The organism is Ralstonia mannitolilytica (genome assembly GCF_000954135.1).
Lineage (GTDB): Bacteria > Pseudomonadota > Gammaproteobacteria > Burkholderiales > Burkholderiaceae > Ralstonia > Ralstonia mannitolilytica.
The window spans coordinates 3,397,031-3,411,838 of sequence record NZ_CP010799.1; the positions used below are offsets into that span (position 1 = coordinate 3,397,031).

Sequence of the window (14,808 nt, forward strand, 5' to 3'; positions counted from 1 at the left end):
TCCACAGCCCCACGCAGTCCATGGCAGCCAACCCCCGCCAATTCTTCATCCAGGGCGTCACCCGTGACGGAAAGACCTTCCGCCCGAGCGACTGGGCCGACCGGCTGTGCGGTGTGATGGCGCAGTTTCGCCCCCCCGGCGATACCGGAGACCCACGTTTTACCTATTCCCCTTACGTGCGCCCCGTCATGTCCGGAGGCGTCAAGAGCGTCTTCGTCGACGAGCGGCTGCGCGAGATTGAACCCAAAGCGCTGGATTTCGTGCTGAACTTCGCGCACGACAACAATCTCCAGCTCGTGGAAGCCTGCATCCTGCCCGACGCAGGGGCCGCTGCCCCGAAAGGCTAGCGCGCAGGGCCTCGGGCCCGCGCTTCCAGCGCCGAAGAACACCGGCGCACAAAAGCAAAAAAGCCTGTCCTCGGACAGGCTTTTTTTATCGTCGGTGCGTGACGTCGACCGCCACGCCGTGCCGGCAGAGCCGGCACCACCGAAATCAGGCAGCCATTGCCTTGATGGCAGCCGACAGACGCGACTTCGCGCGTGCAGCCTTGTTCTTGTGGACGATCTTCTTGTCGGCGATGCTGTCGATGGTGCTTTGCGCCGTCTTGAATGCAGCGGCTGCCGCAGCCTTATCGCCACCGGCGATGGCCTTGCGAACGCCCTTGATCGCGGTGCGCAGACGCGAACGCAGAGCCGAGTTGTGGGCGTTCAGAACGACGGCCTGGCGTGCGCGCTTGCGTGCTTGTGCGGTGTTTGCCATGGAAAATTTCCTGAAGAAAACTGTTGCAAGCGCCCCGGGAGACACGGAAGGCCGAAGCGCGCGAATGCGTGAGAAACGGCAATTATACGCAGATTCCTCAGGCGGATGCAAACCGTGTTGCGAAATCGCCCCGACACGACTGCTCTGCGACGCTTGCTTCACTTTTAGGCATGTGGCGGGGCCATCCCTATAATACGGCCGCATTGCGCAGCGCCCGCCGCGAACCGTGGCACCCGCATGCAGTCAGACCGCCATCGTGATCGCCCTGCGCCCAACCACGCATTCATCTTGAATCTGCTCAAAACCCTCGCCACGATCAGCGGCCTGACGATGCTCTCGCGCATCACGGGGCTCATCCGCGAAACGCTGATCGCCCGCGCCTTCGGCGCCTCGGTCTACACCGACGCTTTCAACGTGGCCTTCCGCATCCCGAACCTGCTGCGCCGGCTCTCGGCCGAGGGGGCGTTCTCGCAGGCGTTCGTGCCGATCCTGGGCGAGTTCAAGAACCGCCAGGGCGAAGCCGAGACCCGCGCACTGGTCGATTCCGTCGCTACGGTGATGACGTGGTTCCTGGTGATCGTCTCGGCGCTGGGTGTGATCGGCGCGCCCTTGATCGTCACGGCCGTGGCGACCGGCTTCAAGGAGCACGAGAGCCAGGCGTACATCTCGGCCGTCTTCATGACCCGGGTGATGTTCCCGTACATTGGGCTGGTGTCGCTGGTGGCCCTGGCCTCAGGCATCCTGAATACGTGGCGGCAGTTTGCGGTGCCTGCGTTCACGCCGGTGCTGCTCAATCTATCGTTCATCGTGGCGGCGGTGTTCGTCGCGCCGCATCTCGAGACGCCCATCTACGCGCAGGCCTACGCGGTGATGGTGGGCGGCATCCTGCAACTGGCCATCCAGGTTCCGTCGCTGCGCAAGGTCGGGATGCTGCCGCGCGTGTCGTTCAACGTGCGTGCGGCGTGGCACCACCCGGGCGTGCGGCGCGTGCTCAAGCAGATGCTGCCGGCCACGCTGTCGGTATCGGTGGCACAGATCAGCCTGATCATCAATACGAACATTGCGTCGCGCCTGCCGACCGGCAGCGTGTCGTGGCTGAATTATGCGGACCGCTTGATGGAATTCCCGACCGCGCTGCTGGGCGTGGCGCTCGGGACGATCCTGCTGCCGAGCCTCTCGAAGGCCAGCGCGGACGACAACCGTGAGGAATACTCGTCGCTGCTCGACTGGGGCCTGCGCCTGACGGTGCTGCTGGCGGTGCCGTCGGCCGTAGGGCTGTTCGTTTTCGGTGCGCCGCTCACGGCCACGCTGTTCCACTACGGCAAGTTCACGGGCATCGACGTCGAGATGACACGCCAGGCGCTGGTGTCGTACGGCGTGGGGCTGATCGGGCTGATCGTCATCAAGATCCTGGCGCCGGGCTTTTATGCGCGGCAGGACATCCGCACGCCGGTGAAGATCGCGCTGGTGGTGCTGGCAGCCACGCAGCTCTCCAACTACTTCTTCGTGCCGGTGTTCGGGCACGCGGGGCTGGCGCTGTCGATCAGCTTTGGCGCGACCATCAATGCGGCGCTGCTGTTCTTCGGATTGCGCCGCCGCGGCTATTACCACCCGCTGCCGGGCTGGAGGCTGTTTCTCGCACAGGTGACGTCGGCCGTGCTGCTGCTCTGGGCGCTGCTGCTGTGGCTCGCGCACAATTTCGACTGGGTGGCGCTCGGTGCCAAGCCCCTGGTGCGCATTGCGCTGTTGAGCGCTTGCCTGGTCCTGTGCGCGGTGGTGTATTTCGGTACACTGTGGCTGACCGGGTTGAAGTTCTCCACGTTCCGCAAAAAGGCCATCTGATGACCACGAAAGTCCTCGATTATTTTTCGGCCCTGGTCGCGGACGACGACAGCATCCCCCTCACCGAAACGGCGCTGTCCATCGCACAGGACGCGTATCCCGACCTGGACCTGCAGGCCGAGCTCGCCGCCATCGACGTGCTCGTCGCGCGCATCAAGAACCGCATCGCCGACGGCACGCCGGCCATCCAGCGCCTGCGCCTGCTCAATCAGTTCTTCTATCGCGAGCTGGGCTTCGGGCCCAATGCAAACGATTACTACGACCCCGAGAACTCGTATCTGAACGCGGTGCTGCAAACCCGGCGCGGCATTCCGATCTCGCTAGCGGTGCTGCTGATGGAGATCGGCCAGCAGATCGGGCTGCCGCTCAAGGGGGTGTCGTTCCCGAACCACTTCCTGGTGCGCATGAGCATTCCGGCCGGTGAAGTCGTGATCGATCCGCTCACTGGGCAGACGCTGTCGAAGGAAGAGCTGCAGGACATGCTCGACCCGTACCTGGAAAAGGAAGGCATCGAAGACCCGAACACGGTGCCGCTCGGGGTATTCCTGCAGGTGGCGACGCACCGCGAGATCATCGCGCGCATGCTGCGCAACCTGAAGGCGATCTACCTGCAGGAGTCGCGCTGGCAGCGACTGCTGGCGGTGCAGCAACGGCTGGTGATCCTGCTGCCGGATTCCATTGAGGAAGTGCGTGACCGGGGGCTCGCCTACGCCAACCTGGAATGCTTCCGGCCGGCCTTGGCCGACCTGGAAGCCTATGTCGATGCGCGGCCCGATGCGGCCGACGCCGCCAAGCTCAAGGAGCGCATGCCGACGCTGCGCGCCATGAGCAAGAACCTGAACTGACGCTCACTTCGGCGCCGCGGCACGGCGGCGCTTGAGGAGCTTCCACACCCCGCCCAGCGCCAGCGGCACGATCGCCGCGCCCAGGCCGATCAGCACGATCGTGTTCAGGTGATCGCGGATCACCGGAACGTTGCCGAACGCTTCGCCCGACAGCACCAGGATCGCCACCCACAGCACGGCGCCGATCATGTTGAAGAGCTGGAACTTCGCAAACGTCATCTTCGACACGCCGGCGACGAACGGAGCAAACGTCCGCACCACGGGGATGAAGCGCGCCATCACGAGCGTCTTGCCGCCGTGGCGCTCGTAGAAGCCGTGCGTCTTCATCAGCGCCTGGTGATCGAGAAAGCGGATGTGACCGTCGAACACCTTGGGGCCGATCCAGGAGCCGATGAAATAGTTGACGGTATTGCCTGTCGTGGCGGCAATCACCAGCAACACGATGAGCAGCCACGCGTCCATCTGGCCGGTCGCGCACATGGCGCCGGCAATGAAGAGCAGCGTGTCGCCTGGCAGGAAGGGCAACACCACCAGGCCGGTTTCGGCAAACACAATGGCGAACAGCAGCACGTAGACCCACGCGCCATATTGCTGAATCAGCAGGCCCAGCGATTTGTCGACATGCAGCACGATGTCGACCAGTTGCATCACGATATCCAAACCATCCCCCTAAGCGAGCGGGAAATGATACCGGATGTGACTTCGATTTCCCCTTATCCCTGGCAGGGCTTGCGGCGCTGCGACGCACAGGGCGTGACATTTATAATGCCGCGATGAATTCCGCCGCCACGTCCCGCCGCCCCATCCGCCCGCTCCCCGACCAGCTGATCAGCCAGATCGCGGCCGGCGAGGTGGTCGAGCGGCCCGCATCCGTGGTCAAGGAGCTGCTGGAGAACGCGCTCGATGCGGGCGCCACGCAGCTGCAGATCAAGCTCGAAGAAGGCGGCGTGCGGCGCATTGCCATTACCGACAACGGCGGCGGCATTCCGGCCGATGAACTGCCCGTTGCGCTGATGCGGCATGCGACCAGCAAGATCGGCTCGCTGGAAGAGCTGGAATCGGTGGCGACGCTAGGCTTTCGCGGCGAGGCGCTGGCCTCGATTGCCTCGGTGGCTGAGCTGACGCTCACCTCGCGCACCGCCAACGACGCGCACGCGACGCAGATCATCGCCCAGACCGGACGCGTGCAGCCGGCTTCGGGCGGCGTCGGCACGACGGTCGACGTGCAGCATCTGTACTTCAATACGCCGGCGCGCCGCAAATTCCTCAAGACCGAACAAACCGAGCTGGGCCACTGCCTGGAGGTGATCCGCCGCACCGCGCTGGCGCGGCCCGACGTGGCGATCTCCGTGCATCACAACGGCAAGCCGCTGGAGCACTGGAACGCCACGCAAGCGGATGTCCGCACGGCGGCCGTGCTCGGCACCGAATTCGCGCGCGCGCGACTGCCGTTCGAAGAGCAGGCGGGCGAACTCCGCATCTTCGGTTTTGCCGGCCTGCCCACGGCCTCGCGCGGCCGCGCAGACCACCAGTTCTTCTACGTCAACGGCCGCTTCGTGCGAGACCGCCTGCTCACGCACGCCGTGCGCAGCGCCTACGAAGACGTGCTGCACGGCGACCGCTTTCCCGCCTACGTGCTGTGCCTCGAACTGCCGCCCGAGGCTGTGGACGTGAACGTGCATCCCTCGAAGATCGAGGTGCGCTTCCGCGACAGCCGCGCGGTGCACCAGTTCGTCTACCACGCCGTGCAGCGCGCGCTGGCGCGCCACGCGGGCGAGCAAGGCGACAGCCTGCGCACCGATATCGGCGATGCGGCGCAAGTGCCGGCCGTGCCCTCGCCGGCGGACAACACCACGCGGTGGATCAACCAGATGGCGGCGCGGCAGACGTCGCTCGGCATTGCGCAGCCGCGCGCGGAATACCTGTCGATGATGCGCGGTGACAGCACGCCGATGCCGGCGTCGCGTCCCGCATGGATGGCCGACGTGCCGAGCGCCGCCACGCTGTTCGACGGCGGCACCGCGACTGCCGACACGGCCACCGCCGTGGCAGAGCCCGCCGCTGCAGCGCAGGCCGACGAAGACGACGACCACCCGCTCGGCTTCGCCATCGCCCAGTTGCACGGCATCTACGTGCTGGCGCAGAACGCGCGCGGCATGGTGCTGGTCGACATGCACGCGGCGCACGAGCGCATCCTGTACGAGCAGCTGAAGACGGCGCTGGAAGCCAAGCGCGTCGAGGTGCAGCCGCTGCTGATCCCGGTTACGTTTGCCGCGAGCGCGGTGGAGATCGGCACCGCAGAGGAATACCGCGACACGCTCGCGCTGCTCGGTTTCGACATCTCTGCCGTCTCGCCGACGACGCTCGCCGTGCGCTCGGTGCCGACGCTGCTGCAAAAGGCCGATGCACAGGCCCTCGCCCGCGACGTGCTGCGCGACCTCCACGCCTACGGCGGCTCGCGCGTGCTGGCCGAACGCCAGAACGAGCTGCTCGCCACGCTGGCGTGCCACTCCGCCGTGCGCGCCAACCGCCGCCTGAACCTCGACGAGATGAACGCGCTGCTGCGCCAGATGGAAGCCACCGAGCGCGCCGACCAGTGCAACCACGGCCGGCCGACCTGGATCCAGCTCACCGTGGCTGACCTCGACCGCCTGTTCCTGCGCGGCCAGTAAGCTCGCGATGACCGCCTCATCTGCAACCGCGCCACGCGCCGTCTGCCTGCTGGGCCCGACGGCGTCGGGCAAGACCGCCGCCGCGCTGAAGCTGGCCGAACGCTGGCCGGTCGAGATCATCAGCATGGATTCGGCGCTGGTGTATCGCGGCATGGACATCGGCACCGCCAAGCCCAGCGCCGAAGAACAGGCCGTCGCGCCACATCACCTGATCGACATCATCGATCCGCGCGATGCCTATTCGGCCGCGCAGTTTGCCAACGATGCGAACGTCCTGATCGACGCCATCCGGGCGCGCGGCCGGCTGCCGCTGATCGTTGGCGGCACGATGCTGTACTACAAGGCGCTCACGCAGGGCCTCTCGGATTTGCCCGGCGCCAATCCGGCGATCCGCGCGGAGATCGACGCCGAAGCCGCACGCCAAGGCTGGCCGGCATTGCATGCCAAGCTGGCGTTGGTCGACCCGATCACCGCCGCGCGGCTGCACGCGACCGACGCGCAGCGCATCCAGCGCGCGCTTGAGCTGTACCGGCTGACCGGCCGACCGATGTCTGCGTTGCTCGCGCGTGAAGTGGGCGCGAACGCATTCCGGCAGCACGATGCCGCGGCGCCGTACCTGACGATTGCGCTGGAGCCGTCAGACCGCCTCGTGCTGCATGCGCGCATCGCGCAACGCTTCGACGCGATGCTGGCGGCCGGTCTGCTCGACGAGGTCGAGGCTCTGCGCAAACGCGGCGACCTGTCGCCCGCACTGCCGTCCATCCGCTGCGTGGGTTATCGCCAGGCATGGGCGTATCTCGACGGCGAGATCGACATGACCGGCCTGCGCGAACAGGGCATTGCCGCCACGCGCCAGCTCTGCAAGCGCCAGATCACGTGGCTGCGCAGCACACCGGAGCGGCACGTGGTGGATTGCCTTGCCCCCGATTACGTCGACCAGGTCGCGCGCCTGGTCCAAACCTCACTGGAATCGCAATGACGACCACTGACACCGCCACCACGTTCACGCTGCGCCCCGCCACACCGGAGGACTGCGCCGCGCTCGTCCGCCTGATCTCTGCGCTGGCCGAGTACGAGAAGCTCACGCACCTCGTGCAGACCACGCCCGAGGCGCTGGCCACGATGCTCTTCGGGCCGCGCCCGTATTGTGAGGCGGTGCTGGCGGAAGTCGACGGCCGCGCCGTGGGCTTTGCGCTGTTCTTCCACAACTTCTCGACGTTCCTGTGCAAGCCGGGGCTGTATCTGGAGGACCTGTTCGTCGAGCCGGAATATCGCGGCCTGGGCATCGGCAAGGCGCTGCTGATCCACCTCGCCCGCCTGGCGCAGGAACGCGATTGCGGCCGCTTCGAGTGGAGCGTGCTCGACTGGAATGCCCCGTCCATCGCCTTCTACGAAGCCATGGGCGCCGACGTGCTGCCCGAGTGGCGCATCTGCCGCACCACGGGCGATGCCCTGACGAAGCTGGCCGCCATTCCCATGCCGCCGGCGCTGGCTGCGGCGCGCTGAATTTGACCGCAAGCTCCGGAGTGCGGCGCATTCCGACAAGCGTACGCTTGGCATATCGGATTCGCAGACAGAACGGATATGCCGCCTTCCACCGCCAACGCGCAGACCGGCGCGGAGCACCATCCCAACCTCGCACGCATCGACTGGCACGCCGTTGAAGACGCCCTCAACGACGTCGGCAGCGCCGTGCTGCCAGCGCTGCTCACGCACGGCGCGTGCGACGCGCTGGCCGCGCTGTACCCGCAAGAGCGCCTGTACCGCTCGCGCGTGGTGATGGAGCGCCACGGCTTCGGGCGAGGCGAATACCAGTATTTCGCCTATCCGCTGCCGGACCTGATTGCGGACTTGCGCACCGGCCTGTATCCGCCGCTGGCCACCATCGCCAACCGCTGGAACGCGGCCATGGGCATCGACGTGCGCTATCCACCCAGGCACGCCGATTTCCTGCGCCGCTGCCACGAAGCCGGCCAGCTGCGCCCCACGCCGCTGATCCTGCAATACGGCCCCGGCGACTACAACTGCCTGCACCAGGATCTCTACGGCGAGCACGTCTTCCCATTGCAGGTGGCCATCCTGCTGTCCGAGCCGGGCGTCGATTTCACCGGCGGCGAATTCGTCATGACGGAGCAGCGTCCGCGCATGCAGCCGCGGCCCGAGGTGGTGCCGCTGCACAGGGGCGACGCGGTGGTCTTTGCCGTGCACCACCGGCCCGTGCAGGGAACGCGCGGCACCTATCGCGTCAACATGCGCCACGGGGTGAGCCGCCTGCGTTCGGGCCGGCGGCATACTGTGGGCATCATCTTCCACGACGCAACGTGATGGACCCCGCCATGGTCACGGGCGACCTCTTTGCCGATCACGCACCCGCAGACGATGCACGCATCGCGCTCGGCGAGGCGGCGTTCGTGCTGCGCGGCTTCGCGCTGGCCGACGCTGCCGCGCTGCTGGCCGCCGTCGACGCCATTGCGCAGCGGGCGCCGTTTCGCCATATGGTCACGCCGGGCGGCTTCGAGATGTCGGTCGCACTCACCAACTGCGGCACGCTGGGCTGGACGTCGGACCGGCGCGGGTATCGCTACGCCACGCAGGATCCTCTGACCGGCGAGCCATGGCCACCGCTGCCCGACGTCTTCCTGCGGCTTGCCGGCCATGCGGCAGCCGAAGCGGGCTTCCCCGATTTCATACCGGACGCCTGCCTCATCAACCGCTATGTGCCGGGCGCACGCCTGTCGCTGCATCAGGACAAGGACGAACACGACTACGCCGCGCCCATCGTGTCGGTGTCGCTCGGCATGCCAGCCGTGTTCCTGTTTGGCGGGCTCAGGCGTGCAGACAAAACCCAGCGCATTCCGCTGTTCCACGGCGACGTGGCCGTCTGGGGCGGACCAGACCGCCTGCGGTATCACGGCATCGCGCCACTGAAGGAACATCCGCACGCGGTGCTGGGCAGCCAGCGCATCAACCTGACCTTCCGCAAAGCGGGCTGACATGACGCGCATCGCAAACGACCTCTCGGAAGCTGCGTATCGGCGGGCCGCCGAATTCCTGTCCTCGCTCGACGACGACTGGGCGCGCCACATTGCCGCCATCGGGCCATGCCGGCACGCGGCCAAACCCGCTCGCGAGCCGTACGAGGCACTGGTGCGCGCCATCGCCTACCAGCAATTGCACGCCAAGGCGGGCGACGCCATCCTCGGGCGCTTCCTCGCGCTGTACCCGGGCGCGGCCTTCCCGGCGCCGGAACGGGTGCTCGCCACCGACGAAGCCGCCCTGCGCGGCTGCGGTTTTTCGGCGACCAAGCTGGCGACCCTCCGCGGCATCGCGCAAGCGGCGCTGGATGGCATCGTTCCGACGCGCGCGCAGGCGCTTGCCATGGACGACGAAGCGCTGATCGAACGGCTCGTCACGCTGCGCGGCGTGGGCCGCTGGACGGTCGAAATGCTGCTGATCTACACCCTGGAGCGCTCCGACATCCTGCCCGCCGACGATTTTGGCGTGCGCGACGGCTACCGGCGCCTGAAGCGGCTCGATGCCACGCCCACGCGCGGGCAGATGACCGAAATCGGCCATGCGTGGAGCCCATATCGCACCGTCGCCACCTGGTACTTATGGCGCGTGCCGGCCGCGGCCTAGGGTGACCCACGCATCGCTCCGAATTTGACCGCAAGACCCGGAGTGCCCGGCCCGCCGCCCGTACCTACAGTACAGTCATCACAGTCCTACCGGATGACGCCATGCCAATCACCGTCCAAGCCAGACCGGCCACCTCTGTCGAGCACGACCCGCGCTGGGCGCGCGTGCTCGCGCGCGATCCTTCCGCCGACGGGCAATTCGTCTATGCCGTGAAGACCACCGGCGTGTACTGCCAGCCGAGCAGCCCGTCGCGCCTGCCGCGGCCCGAGAACGTCGAGTTCTTCGACACGCCCGCCGAAGCGGAGGCCGCCGGCTACCGCCCAAGCCGTCGCGCCGGTCCCGACCAGACCACGGTACGCGCCCAGCAGGCCGCGCTGGTCGCCCGTGCATGCCGCCGCATGGAAGCCGCCGACACACCGCCGACGCTCGACATGCTGGCCGAAGAGGCTGACCTGAGCCCGTATCACTTCCACCGCCTGTTCAAAAGCGTGACGGGCCTGACACCCAAGGCGTACGCCGACGCGCATCGCGCCCGGAAGCTGCGTGCGCAACTGGAGCGCGGCAGCACCGTCACCGAGGCCATCTACGATGCGGGCTTCAACGCCAGCAGCCGTTTCTACGAGGCGTCGGACAGCGTGCTCGGCATGACGCCCAGCCGCTATCGCGCCGGCGGCGCGCAGACCACGATCCGCTTTGCCGTGGGCGAATGCTCGCTCGGCTCGATCCTGGTGGCGCAGAGCGACCGCGGCATCTGCGCGATCCTGATGGGCGACGACCCGGACGCCCTCGTACGGGACTTGCAGGACACGTTCCCCAGGGCCGAACTCATCGGCGGAGACGCGGGCTTCGAAGACCTCGTCGCGAGGGTCGTGGGACTGATCGAAGTGCCATCCATCGGGTTGGACCTGCCGCTGGACGTGCGCGGCACCGCCTTCCAGCAGCGCGTGTGGCAAGCGCTGCGCGAAGTGCCGCCCGGCAGCACCACCAGCTACACCGAGATCGCCGCGCGCATCGGCGCCCCCAAGGCGGTGCGGGCGGTGGCGCAGGCCTGCGCAGCCAACCACATCGCCGTGGCCATTCCGTGCCACCGCGTCATCCGCCGCGATGGCAATGCGTCGGGCTACCGCTGGGGCGTGGAACGCAAGCTGGCGCTGCTGGAGCGCGAGGCGCAGTCGTAAAGCTCAAGGCCCCCGAGGCCGGCGACACGCATAAAAAAACCGCCGAACACGTCGGCGGCTTTTGTGGAGGGCGGGCGGTGCGTCAGACCACGATCGTCTGTGCTTCGCCGGCCTGGCGCGCGCGGATTTCGCCGATCCGGTAGACCGTCTCACCGGCGTCCTTCAGGTGCGCAATGGCCGCCAGCGCATCCGCGGCCGACACGATCACCACCATGCCGATGCCGCAATTGAAGACGCGGTGCATTTCGTCGTCGGCCACATTGCCGGCCTTCTGCAGCCACTGGAACAGCGGCGGCAGCGTCCAGGCGTCGCGGTGCAGCACGGCGGTCGTGTTTTCCGGCAGCACGCGCGGCACGTTTTCGGTCAGGCCGCCACCTGTGATGTGGGCCATGCCCTTGACCGGCAGCTTCTCGATCAGCGACAGCAGCGGCTTCACGTAGATGCGCGTGGGCGCCATGATGGCGTCCTGCAGGCGCTGGCCGTGGAAATCGGCGTTCAGGTCCGGGCGCGCCACCTCGATGATCTTGCGCACCAGCGAGTAGCCGTTCGAATGCGCACCCGACGAGGCGAGACCCAGCACCACGTCGCCCTCGGCAATGGTGGTGCCGTCGATGATCTTGCGCTTTTCGACCGCGCCGACGGCAAAGCCGGCCAGGTCGTATTCGCCGTCCGGGTACATGCTCGGCATTTCAGCCGTTTCGCCGCCGATCAGGGCGCAGCCGGCCAGTTCGCAGCCCTGGGCAATGCCCTTGACCACGGTGGCGGCGGTGTCGACGTCGAGCTTGCCGCAGGCGAAGTAGTCGAGGAAGAACAGCGGCTCGGCGCCCTGCACGAGGATGTCGTTCACGCTCATGGCGACCAGATCCTGGCCGACGGTGTCGTGGCGGTTCAGTGCAAAGGCCAGCTTGAGCTTGGTGCCCACGCCGTCGGTCCCCGACACCAGCACCGGCTCCTGGTACTTCTTGGACAGCTCGAACAGCGCGCCGAAGCCGCCGATGCCGCCCAGCACGCCTTCGCGCATGGTGCGCTTGGCAAACGGCTTGATGCGGTCGACCAGGGCGTCACCCGCCTCGATGTCGACGCCCGCGTCGCGGTAAGACAGGCCGGTCGATGCGGATGGGGTTTCGGAAGCGCTCATACAGTCGTCTGAATTGAAAAAACCGGGAAAGAAAGCGAGACGGCGGCGGGAAGTCACAAAAATCGGACCCGCCGGTCCAGTAAAATCGCGATTTTACCGGATGCGGGCACCCCGATGGCCGCTTTTCCGACTCCCTGACCCGCCTTCGGAACCGTCGCCCGCTCATGAACGCCCCCGTGCTGTCGCAGGAAACCAAGCGCACGCTCGCCTGGATCGCCGTGGCGATCGTCTTCCTGGCCCTGCTCAAGCTGCTGGCGCCCACGCTCACGCCGTTCGTGTTCGCCTTCATCCTGTCGTACATCCTGCACCCGGGCGTCGAATGGCTGCAGCGCCATCGCGTGCCGCGCGTGCTCGGCGTGTTCCTGATGATCCTCGTGCTGGCCGTGGTCGGCGTGGCGCTGATGCTGCTGATCCTGGCCGTGCTGCAGCGGGAGGTTCCGGCCATCCGCGAGCAATTGCCCGGCATGCTGGCCAGGCTCAACGCGGCGCTGTCACCGCGCCTGGCGGAGATGGGCCTGCATGTGAGCTTTGATTTTCCGGGCCTGCGCAAGCTGCTGACCGAGCAGCTCGCCGCCAGCCCCGACGATGTCATGGCCCGGGCGCTGAACTACCTGCGCGTGTCGGGCTCAGCGGCGATCCAGCTGCTTGGCATCGCCTTTCTGGTACCGATCGTGATGTTCTACCTGCTGATGGACTGGAACATGCTCATGCGGCGCATCGAAACCGCGGTGCCGCGGCGGTGGCTGCCAAAAACGCGCGAGTTGGCCGCGGAAACGGACGGGCTGCTGTCGCAATACCTGCGCGGGCAGATCATCGTGATGCTGGTGCTGGCGGTGTATTACTCCGCCGGTCTCGCGCTGGCCGGCTTTGACGTGGCGCTGCCGGTCGGCATCTTTACGGGGCTGGCGGTGTTCATTCCGTACATCGGCTTCGGCGTGGGGCTGTCGCTGGCCATCCTGGCGGCGTTGCTGCAGTTCGGCAACCTGTACGGCCTGCTGGCGGTGGCCGTGGTGTACGGCATCGGCCAGTTCCTCGAAAGCTTCTACCTGACGCCCCGCCTCGTGGGGGAGCGCATTGGCCTGCACCCGCTGGCGGTCATCCTGGCCTTGCTGGCTTTTGGCCAATTGTTCGGATTTTTCGGTATCCTCCTCGCCCTGCCGATCAGCGCGGTGCTGCTGGTCGGTTTGCGGCAGATCCGGCAGCTGTATCTCGACAGCCGGCTCTATCAGGACTGAACGCGCGCGCAACCGAGAACCACGGCGATCCTCCCGACGTTTCATGGCCACACCTGAACAGCTCCCGCTCGAACTCGGTGCGACACCCGCCCCGACCTTCGACAACTTCGTCGCCACCGGCAACGAAGAGGCGGTGCTGCGCCTGCGCGCGCTGATCCCGCAGGTGGTGGACGGCACGGCCACCGACCGGCTGGTCTACCTGTGGGGCGAACCGGGCAGCGGCCGCAGCCACCTGCTGCACGCCGTGTGCGCGCAGGCCGAGGCCGGCGGCTTCGAGATCCGCACCCTGGAGCCGGACGCCCCGGCCGAAGCGTTCGAATTCGACCCCGCGATCACGCTCTGGACCATCGACGACGCCGAACGCCTCGACGAATGGGCGCAGATCGCCGTCTTCAACCTCGTCAACGAAGTGCGCGCGCATCCGCATGCGGCGCTGCTCATCGCCGGGGCGGCCGCGCCGATGTCGATGCCGCTGCGTGAAGACCTGCGCACCCGGCTCGGCTGGGGACTCGTCTATTGGCTGCGCCCGCTGTCCGACGCCGACAAGATCGAAGCCCTGCGCCAGGCCGCCCGCGAACGCGGCATGCAGCTCTCGGCCGACGTGCCGCAGTGGCTCGTCACGCACTCCTACCGCGACATGCCGAGCCTGATGGCGCTGCTCGACGCGCTGGACACCTATTCGCTCGCACGCAAGCGCGCAGTCACCCTGCCGCTCGTGCGGGAGATGCTCGCGCTGATGAAGTGAGAAGTGGGCGCAGGCCGCCGCCCAGGGGCGACTGCGATTGGATGCCACACCTTCGGGTAAAATCGCGCCCCATGAATCTGGCCCTCTTTGACCTCGATCACACCCTGATCCCCACCGACAGCGACCACGAGTGGGGGCGTTTCCTCATCCGCCGCGGCGTGGTGGATGAAGCCGAATACCAGCGCAAGAACGATCAGTTCTATGCCGACTACAAGGCCGGCACGCTGGATATCCACGCTTTCCTGCGCTTTGCCCTGGCGCCGCTGGCCGCGCATCCGCGGGACACGCTGGCCGAATGGCACGCCGAATTCATGCGCGAGGTCATCGTTCCGAAGATCACGCCGCAGGCCCAGGCGCTCGTCTACAAGCATCTCGAAGCCGGCGATCTGTGCTGCGTGGTCACCGCCACCAACAGCTTCGTCACGCGGCCGATCGCCAAGGCCTTCGGCATCGAGCACCTGATCGCCACCGAGCCGGCCACCGCCGACGGCACGCCCGACGGCCCCTTCACCGGCGATGTGTCCGGCACGCCGAGCTTCCGTGAAGGCAAGGTCGCCCGCGTGCACGAATGGCTCGCCAACATGGGCCGCGGCTGGAGCGACTTCGAGCGCAGCACCTTCTACAGCGACTCGGCCAACGACGTGCCGTTGCTCGAAGAGGTGACCGACCCCGTCGCCACCAACCCGGACGACACGCTGCGCCACCTCGCAGCCGCGCGCAACTGGCGCATCATGGATCTCTTCTGAGCAGGCGCG

Annotated in this window: 16 protein-coding genes; 13 read left to right on the forward strand and 3 right to left on the reverse strand. The window is 67.0% G+C overall.

Going from position 1 to position 14,808, the window contains the following annotated elements:
* Positions 1 to 20 precede the first annotated feature (20 nt).
* A complete protein-coding gene (locus tag TK49_RS16010) occupies positions 21 to 347 on the forward strand; it encodes a DUF3579 domain-containing protein (protein WP_045787590.1) in 327 nt (108 codons plus the stop codon).
* 145 nt (positions 348 to 492) lie between these two features.
* On the opposite strand, the gene rpsT is transcribed toward TK49_RS16010, so the two are convergent.
* Positions 493 to 759: a 30S ribosomal protein S20 gene (rpsT, locus tag TK49_RS16015; protein ID WP_045787591.1), complete on the reverse strand. Its 267-nt coding sequence runs from the start codon at positions 757 to 759 to the stop codon at positions 493 to 495.
* Positions 760 to 1,047: 288 nt separating this feature from the next.
* On the opposite strand from rpsT, the gene murJ reads away from it, so the two are divergent.
* Both murJ and TK49_RS16025 read left to right on the forward strand, forming a co-directional pair.
* Positions 1,048 to 2,601 carry a murein biosynthesis integral membrane protein MurJ gene (gene murJ, locus TK49_RS16020; RefSeq protein ID WP_045787933.1) on the forward strand — a complete coding sequence of 518 codons (1,554 nt, stop codon included), beginning with the start codon at positions 1,048 to 1,050 and terminating at the stop codon, positions 2,599 to 2,601.
* A complete protein-coding gene (locus TK49_RS16025; protein WP_045787592.1) occupies positions 2,601 to 3,446 on the forward strand; it encodes a SirB1 family protein in 846 nt (281 codons plus the stop codon). The genes murJ and TK49_RS16025 overlap by 1 nt, the downstream gene beginning before the upstream one ends.
* 3 nt (positions 3,447 to 3,449) lie before the next feature.
* Here TK49_RS16025 and TK49_RS16030 read toward each other — a convergent pair whose 3' ends face one another.
* The gene (locus TK49_RS16030) at positions 3,450 to 4,094 is read right to left on the reverse strand and encodes a VTT domain-containing protein (RefSeq protein ID WP_045787593.1); all 645 of its coding nucleotides are present in this window, start codon (positions 4,092 to 4,094) and stop codon (positions 3,450 to 3,452) included.
* A 125-nt stretch (positions 4,095 to 4,219) separates the two neighbouring features.
* On the opposite strand from TK49_RS16030, the gene mutL reads away from it, so the two are divergent.
* The 7 genes from mutL (at position 4,220) to ada (ending at position 10,935) form a co-directional block, all read left to right on the forward strand.
* Positions 4,220 to 6,118 carry a DNA mismatch repair endonuclease MutL gene (gene mutL / locus TK49_RS16035; protein WP_045787594.1) on the forward strand — a complete coding sequence of 633 codons (1,899 nt, stop codon included), beginning with the start codon at positions 4,220 to 4,222 and terminating at the stop codon, positions 6,116 to 6,118.
* 7 nt (positions 6,119 to 6,125) lie between these two features.
* Positions 6,126 to 7,097 carry a tRNA (adenosine(37)-N6)-dimethylallyltransferase MiaA gene (gene miaA / locus TK49_RS16040; protein ID WP_045787595.1) on the forward strand — a complete coding sequence of 324 codons (972 nt, stop codon included), beginning with the start codon at positions 6,126 to 6,128 and terminating at the stop codon, positions 7,095 to 7,097.
* Positions 7,094 to 7,624, forward strand: coding sequence for a GNAT family N-acetyltransferase (locus TK49_RS16045; protein ID WP_045787596.1), 531 nt, complete (start codon positions 7,094 to 7,096; stop codon positions 7,622 to 7,624). Before miaA ends, TK49_RS16045 begins: the two co-directional genes overlap by 4 nt.
* Positions 7,625 to 7,702: 78 nt before the next feature.
* Positions 7,703 to 8,443, forward strand: coding sequence for a 2OG-Fe(II) oxygenase (locus TK49_RS16050; protein ID WP_045787597.1), 741 nt, complete (start codon positions 7,703 to 7,705; stop codon positions 8,441 to 8,443).
* An 11-nt stretch (positions 8,444 to 8,454) separates the two neighbouring features.
* Positions 8,455 to 9,111 (forward strand): DNA oxidative demethylase AlkB, encoded by a 657-nt coding sequence (gene alkB / locus TK49_RS16055; protein ID WP_045787934.1) that lies wholly within the window; start codon positions 8,455 to 8,457, stop codon positions 9,109 to 9,111.
* A 1-nt stretch (position 9,112) separates the two neighbouring features.
* Positions 9,113 to 9,757, forward strand: coding sequence for a DNA-3-methyladenine glycosylase family protein (locus TK49_RS16060; RefSeq protein WP_045787598.1), 645 nt, complete (start codon positions 9,113 to 9,115; stop codon positions 9,755 to 9,757).
* A gap of 101 nt (positions 9,758 to 9,858) precedes the next feature.
* Complete coding sequence (gene ada / locus TK49_RS16065) at positions 9,859 to 10,935, forward strand: bifunctional DNA-binding transcriptional regulator/O6-methylguanine-DNA methyltransferase Ada (RefSeq protein WP_045787599.1); 1,077 nt, start codon at positions 9,859 to 9,861, stop codon at positions 10,933 to 10,935.
* Between the two features lie 82 nt (positions 10,936 to 11,017).
* Here the strand turns inward: ada and purM are convergent, their stop codons facing one another.
* Positions 11,018 to 12,073 (reverse strand): phosphoribosylformylglycinamidine cyclo-ligase, encoded by a 1,056-nt coding sequence (gene purM / locus TK49_RS16070; protein WP_045787600.1) that lies wholly within the window; start codon positions 12,071 to 12,073, stop codon positions 11,018 to 11,020.
* Between the two features lie 164 nt (positions 12,074 to 12,237).
* Between purM and TK49_RS16075 the strand changes: the two genes are divergently transcribed.
* From TK49_RS16075 to TK49_RS16085, 3 genes are all read left to right on the forward strand, one after another.
* Positions 12,238 to 13,308, forward strand: coding sequence for an AI-2E family transporter (locus TK49_RS16075; protein WP_045787601.1), 1,071 nt, complete (start codon positions 12,238 to 12,240; stop codon positions 13,306 to 13,308).
* 43 nt (positions 13,309 to 13,351) lie between these two features.
* Positions 13,352 to 14,053: a DnaA regulatory inactivator Hda gene (gene hda / locus TK49_RS16080; RefSeq protein ID WP_045787602.1), complete on the forward strand. Its 702-nt coding sequence runs from the start codon at positions 13,352 to 13,354 to the stop codon at positions 14,051 to 14,053.
* 71 nt (positions 14,054 to 14,124) lie between these two features.
* Positions 14,125 to 14,799, forward strand: a complete 675-nt coding sequence (locus TK49_RS16085; protein WP_045787603.1) for a histidinol-phosphatase — start codon at positions 14,125 to 14,127, stop codon at positions 14,797 to 14,799.
* The last annotated feature ends 9 nt before the right edge of the window (positions 14,800 to 14,808 follow it).

Coding starts and splice junctions, on each gene's coding strand:
- rpsT (WP_045787591.1), bottom strand. CDS start 759: ATGGCAAACACCGCACAAGCACGCAAGCGCGCACGCCAGGCCGTCGTT.
- hda (WP_045787602.1), top strand. CDS start 13,352: ATGGCCACACCTGAACAGCTCCCGCTCGAACTCGGTGCGACACCCGCC.
- TK49_RS16060 (WP_045787598.1), top strand. CDS start 9,113: ATGACGCGCATCGCAAACGACCTCTCGGAAGCTGCGTATCGGCGGGCC.
- miaA (WP_045787595.1), top strand. CDS start 6,126: ATGACCGCCTCATCTGCAACCGCGCCACGCGCCGTCTGCCTGCTGGGC.
- TK49_RS16085 (WP_045787603.1), top strand. CDS start 14,125: ATGAATCTGGCCCTCTTTGACCTCGATCACACCCTGATCCCCACCGAC.
- TK49_RS16050 (WP_045787597.1), top strand. CDS start 7,703: ATGCCGCCTTCCACCGCCAACGCGCAGACCGGCGCGGAGCACCATCCC.
- TK49_RS16045 (WP_045787596.1), top strand. CDS start 7,094: ATGACGACCACTGACACCGCCACCACGTTCACGCTGCGCCCCGCCACA.
- TK49_RS16025 (WP_045787592.1), top strand. CDS start 2,601: ATGACCACGAAAGTCCTCGATTATTTTTCGGCCCTGGTCGCGGACGAC.
- TK49_RS16030 (WP_045787593.1), bottom strand. CDS start 4,094: ATGCAACTGGTCGACATCGTGCTGCATGTCGACAAATCGCTGGGCCTG.
- alkB (WP_045787934.1), top strand. CDS start 8,455: ATGGTCACGGGCGACCTCTTTGCCGATCACGCACCCGCAGACGATGCA.
- TK49_RS16075 (WP_045787601.1), top strand. CDS start 12,238: ATGAACGCCCCCGTGCTGTCGCAGGAAACCAAGCGCACGCTCGCCTGG.
- TK49_RS16010 (WP_045787590.1), top strand. CDS start 21: ATGGCAGCCAACCCCCGCCAATTCTTCATCCAGGGCGTCACCCGTGAC.
- mutL (WP_045787594.1), top strand. CDS start 4,220: ATGAATTCCGCCGCCACGTCCCGCCGCCCCATCCGCCCGCTCCCCGAC.
- ada (WP_045787599.1), top strand. CDS start 9,859: ATGCCAATCACCGTCCAAGCCAGACCGGCCACCTCTGTCGAGCACGAC.
- purM (WP_045787600.1), bottom strand. CDS start 12,073: ATGAGCGCTTCCGAAACCCCATCCGCATCGACCGGCCTGTCTTACCGC.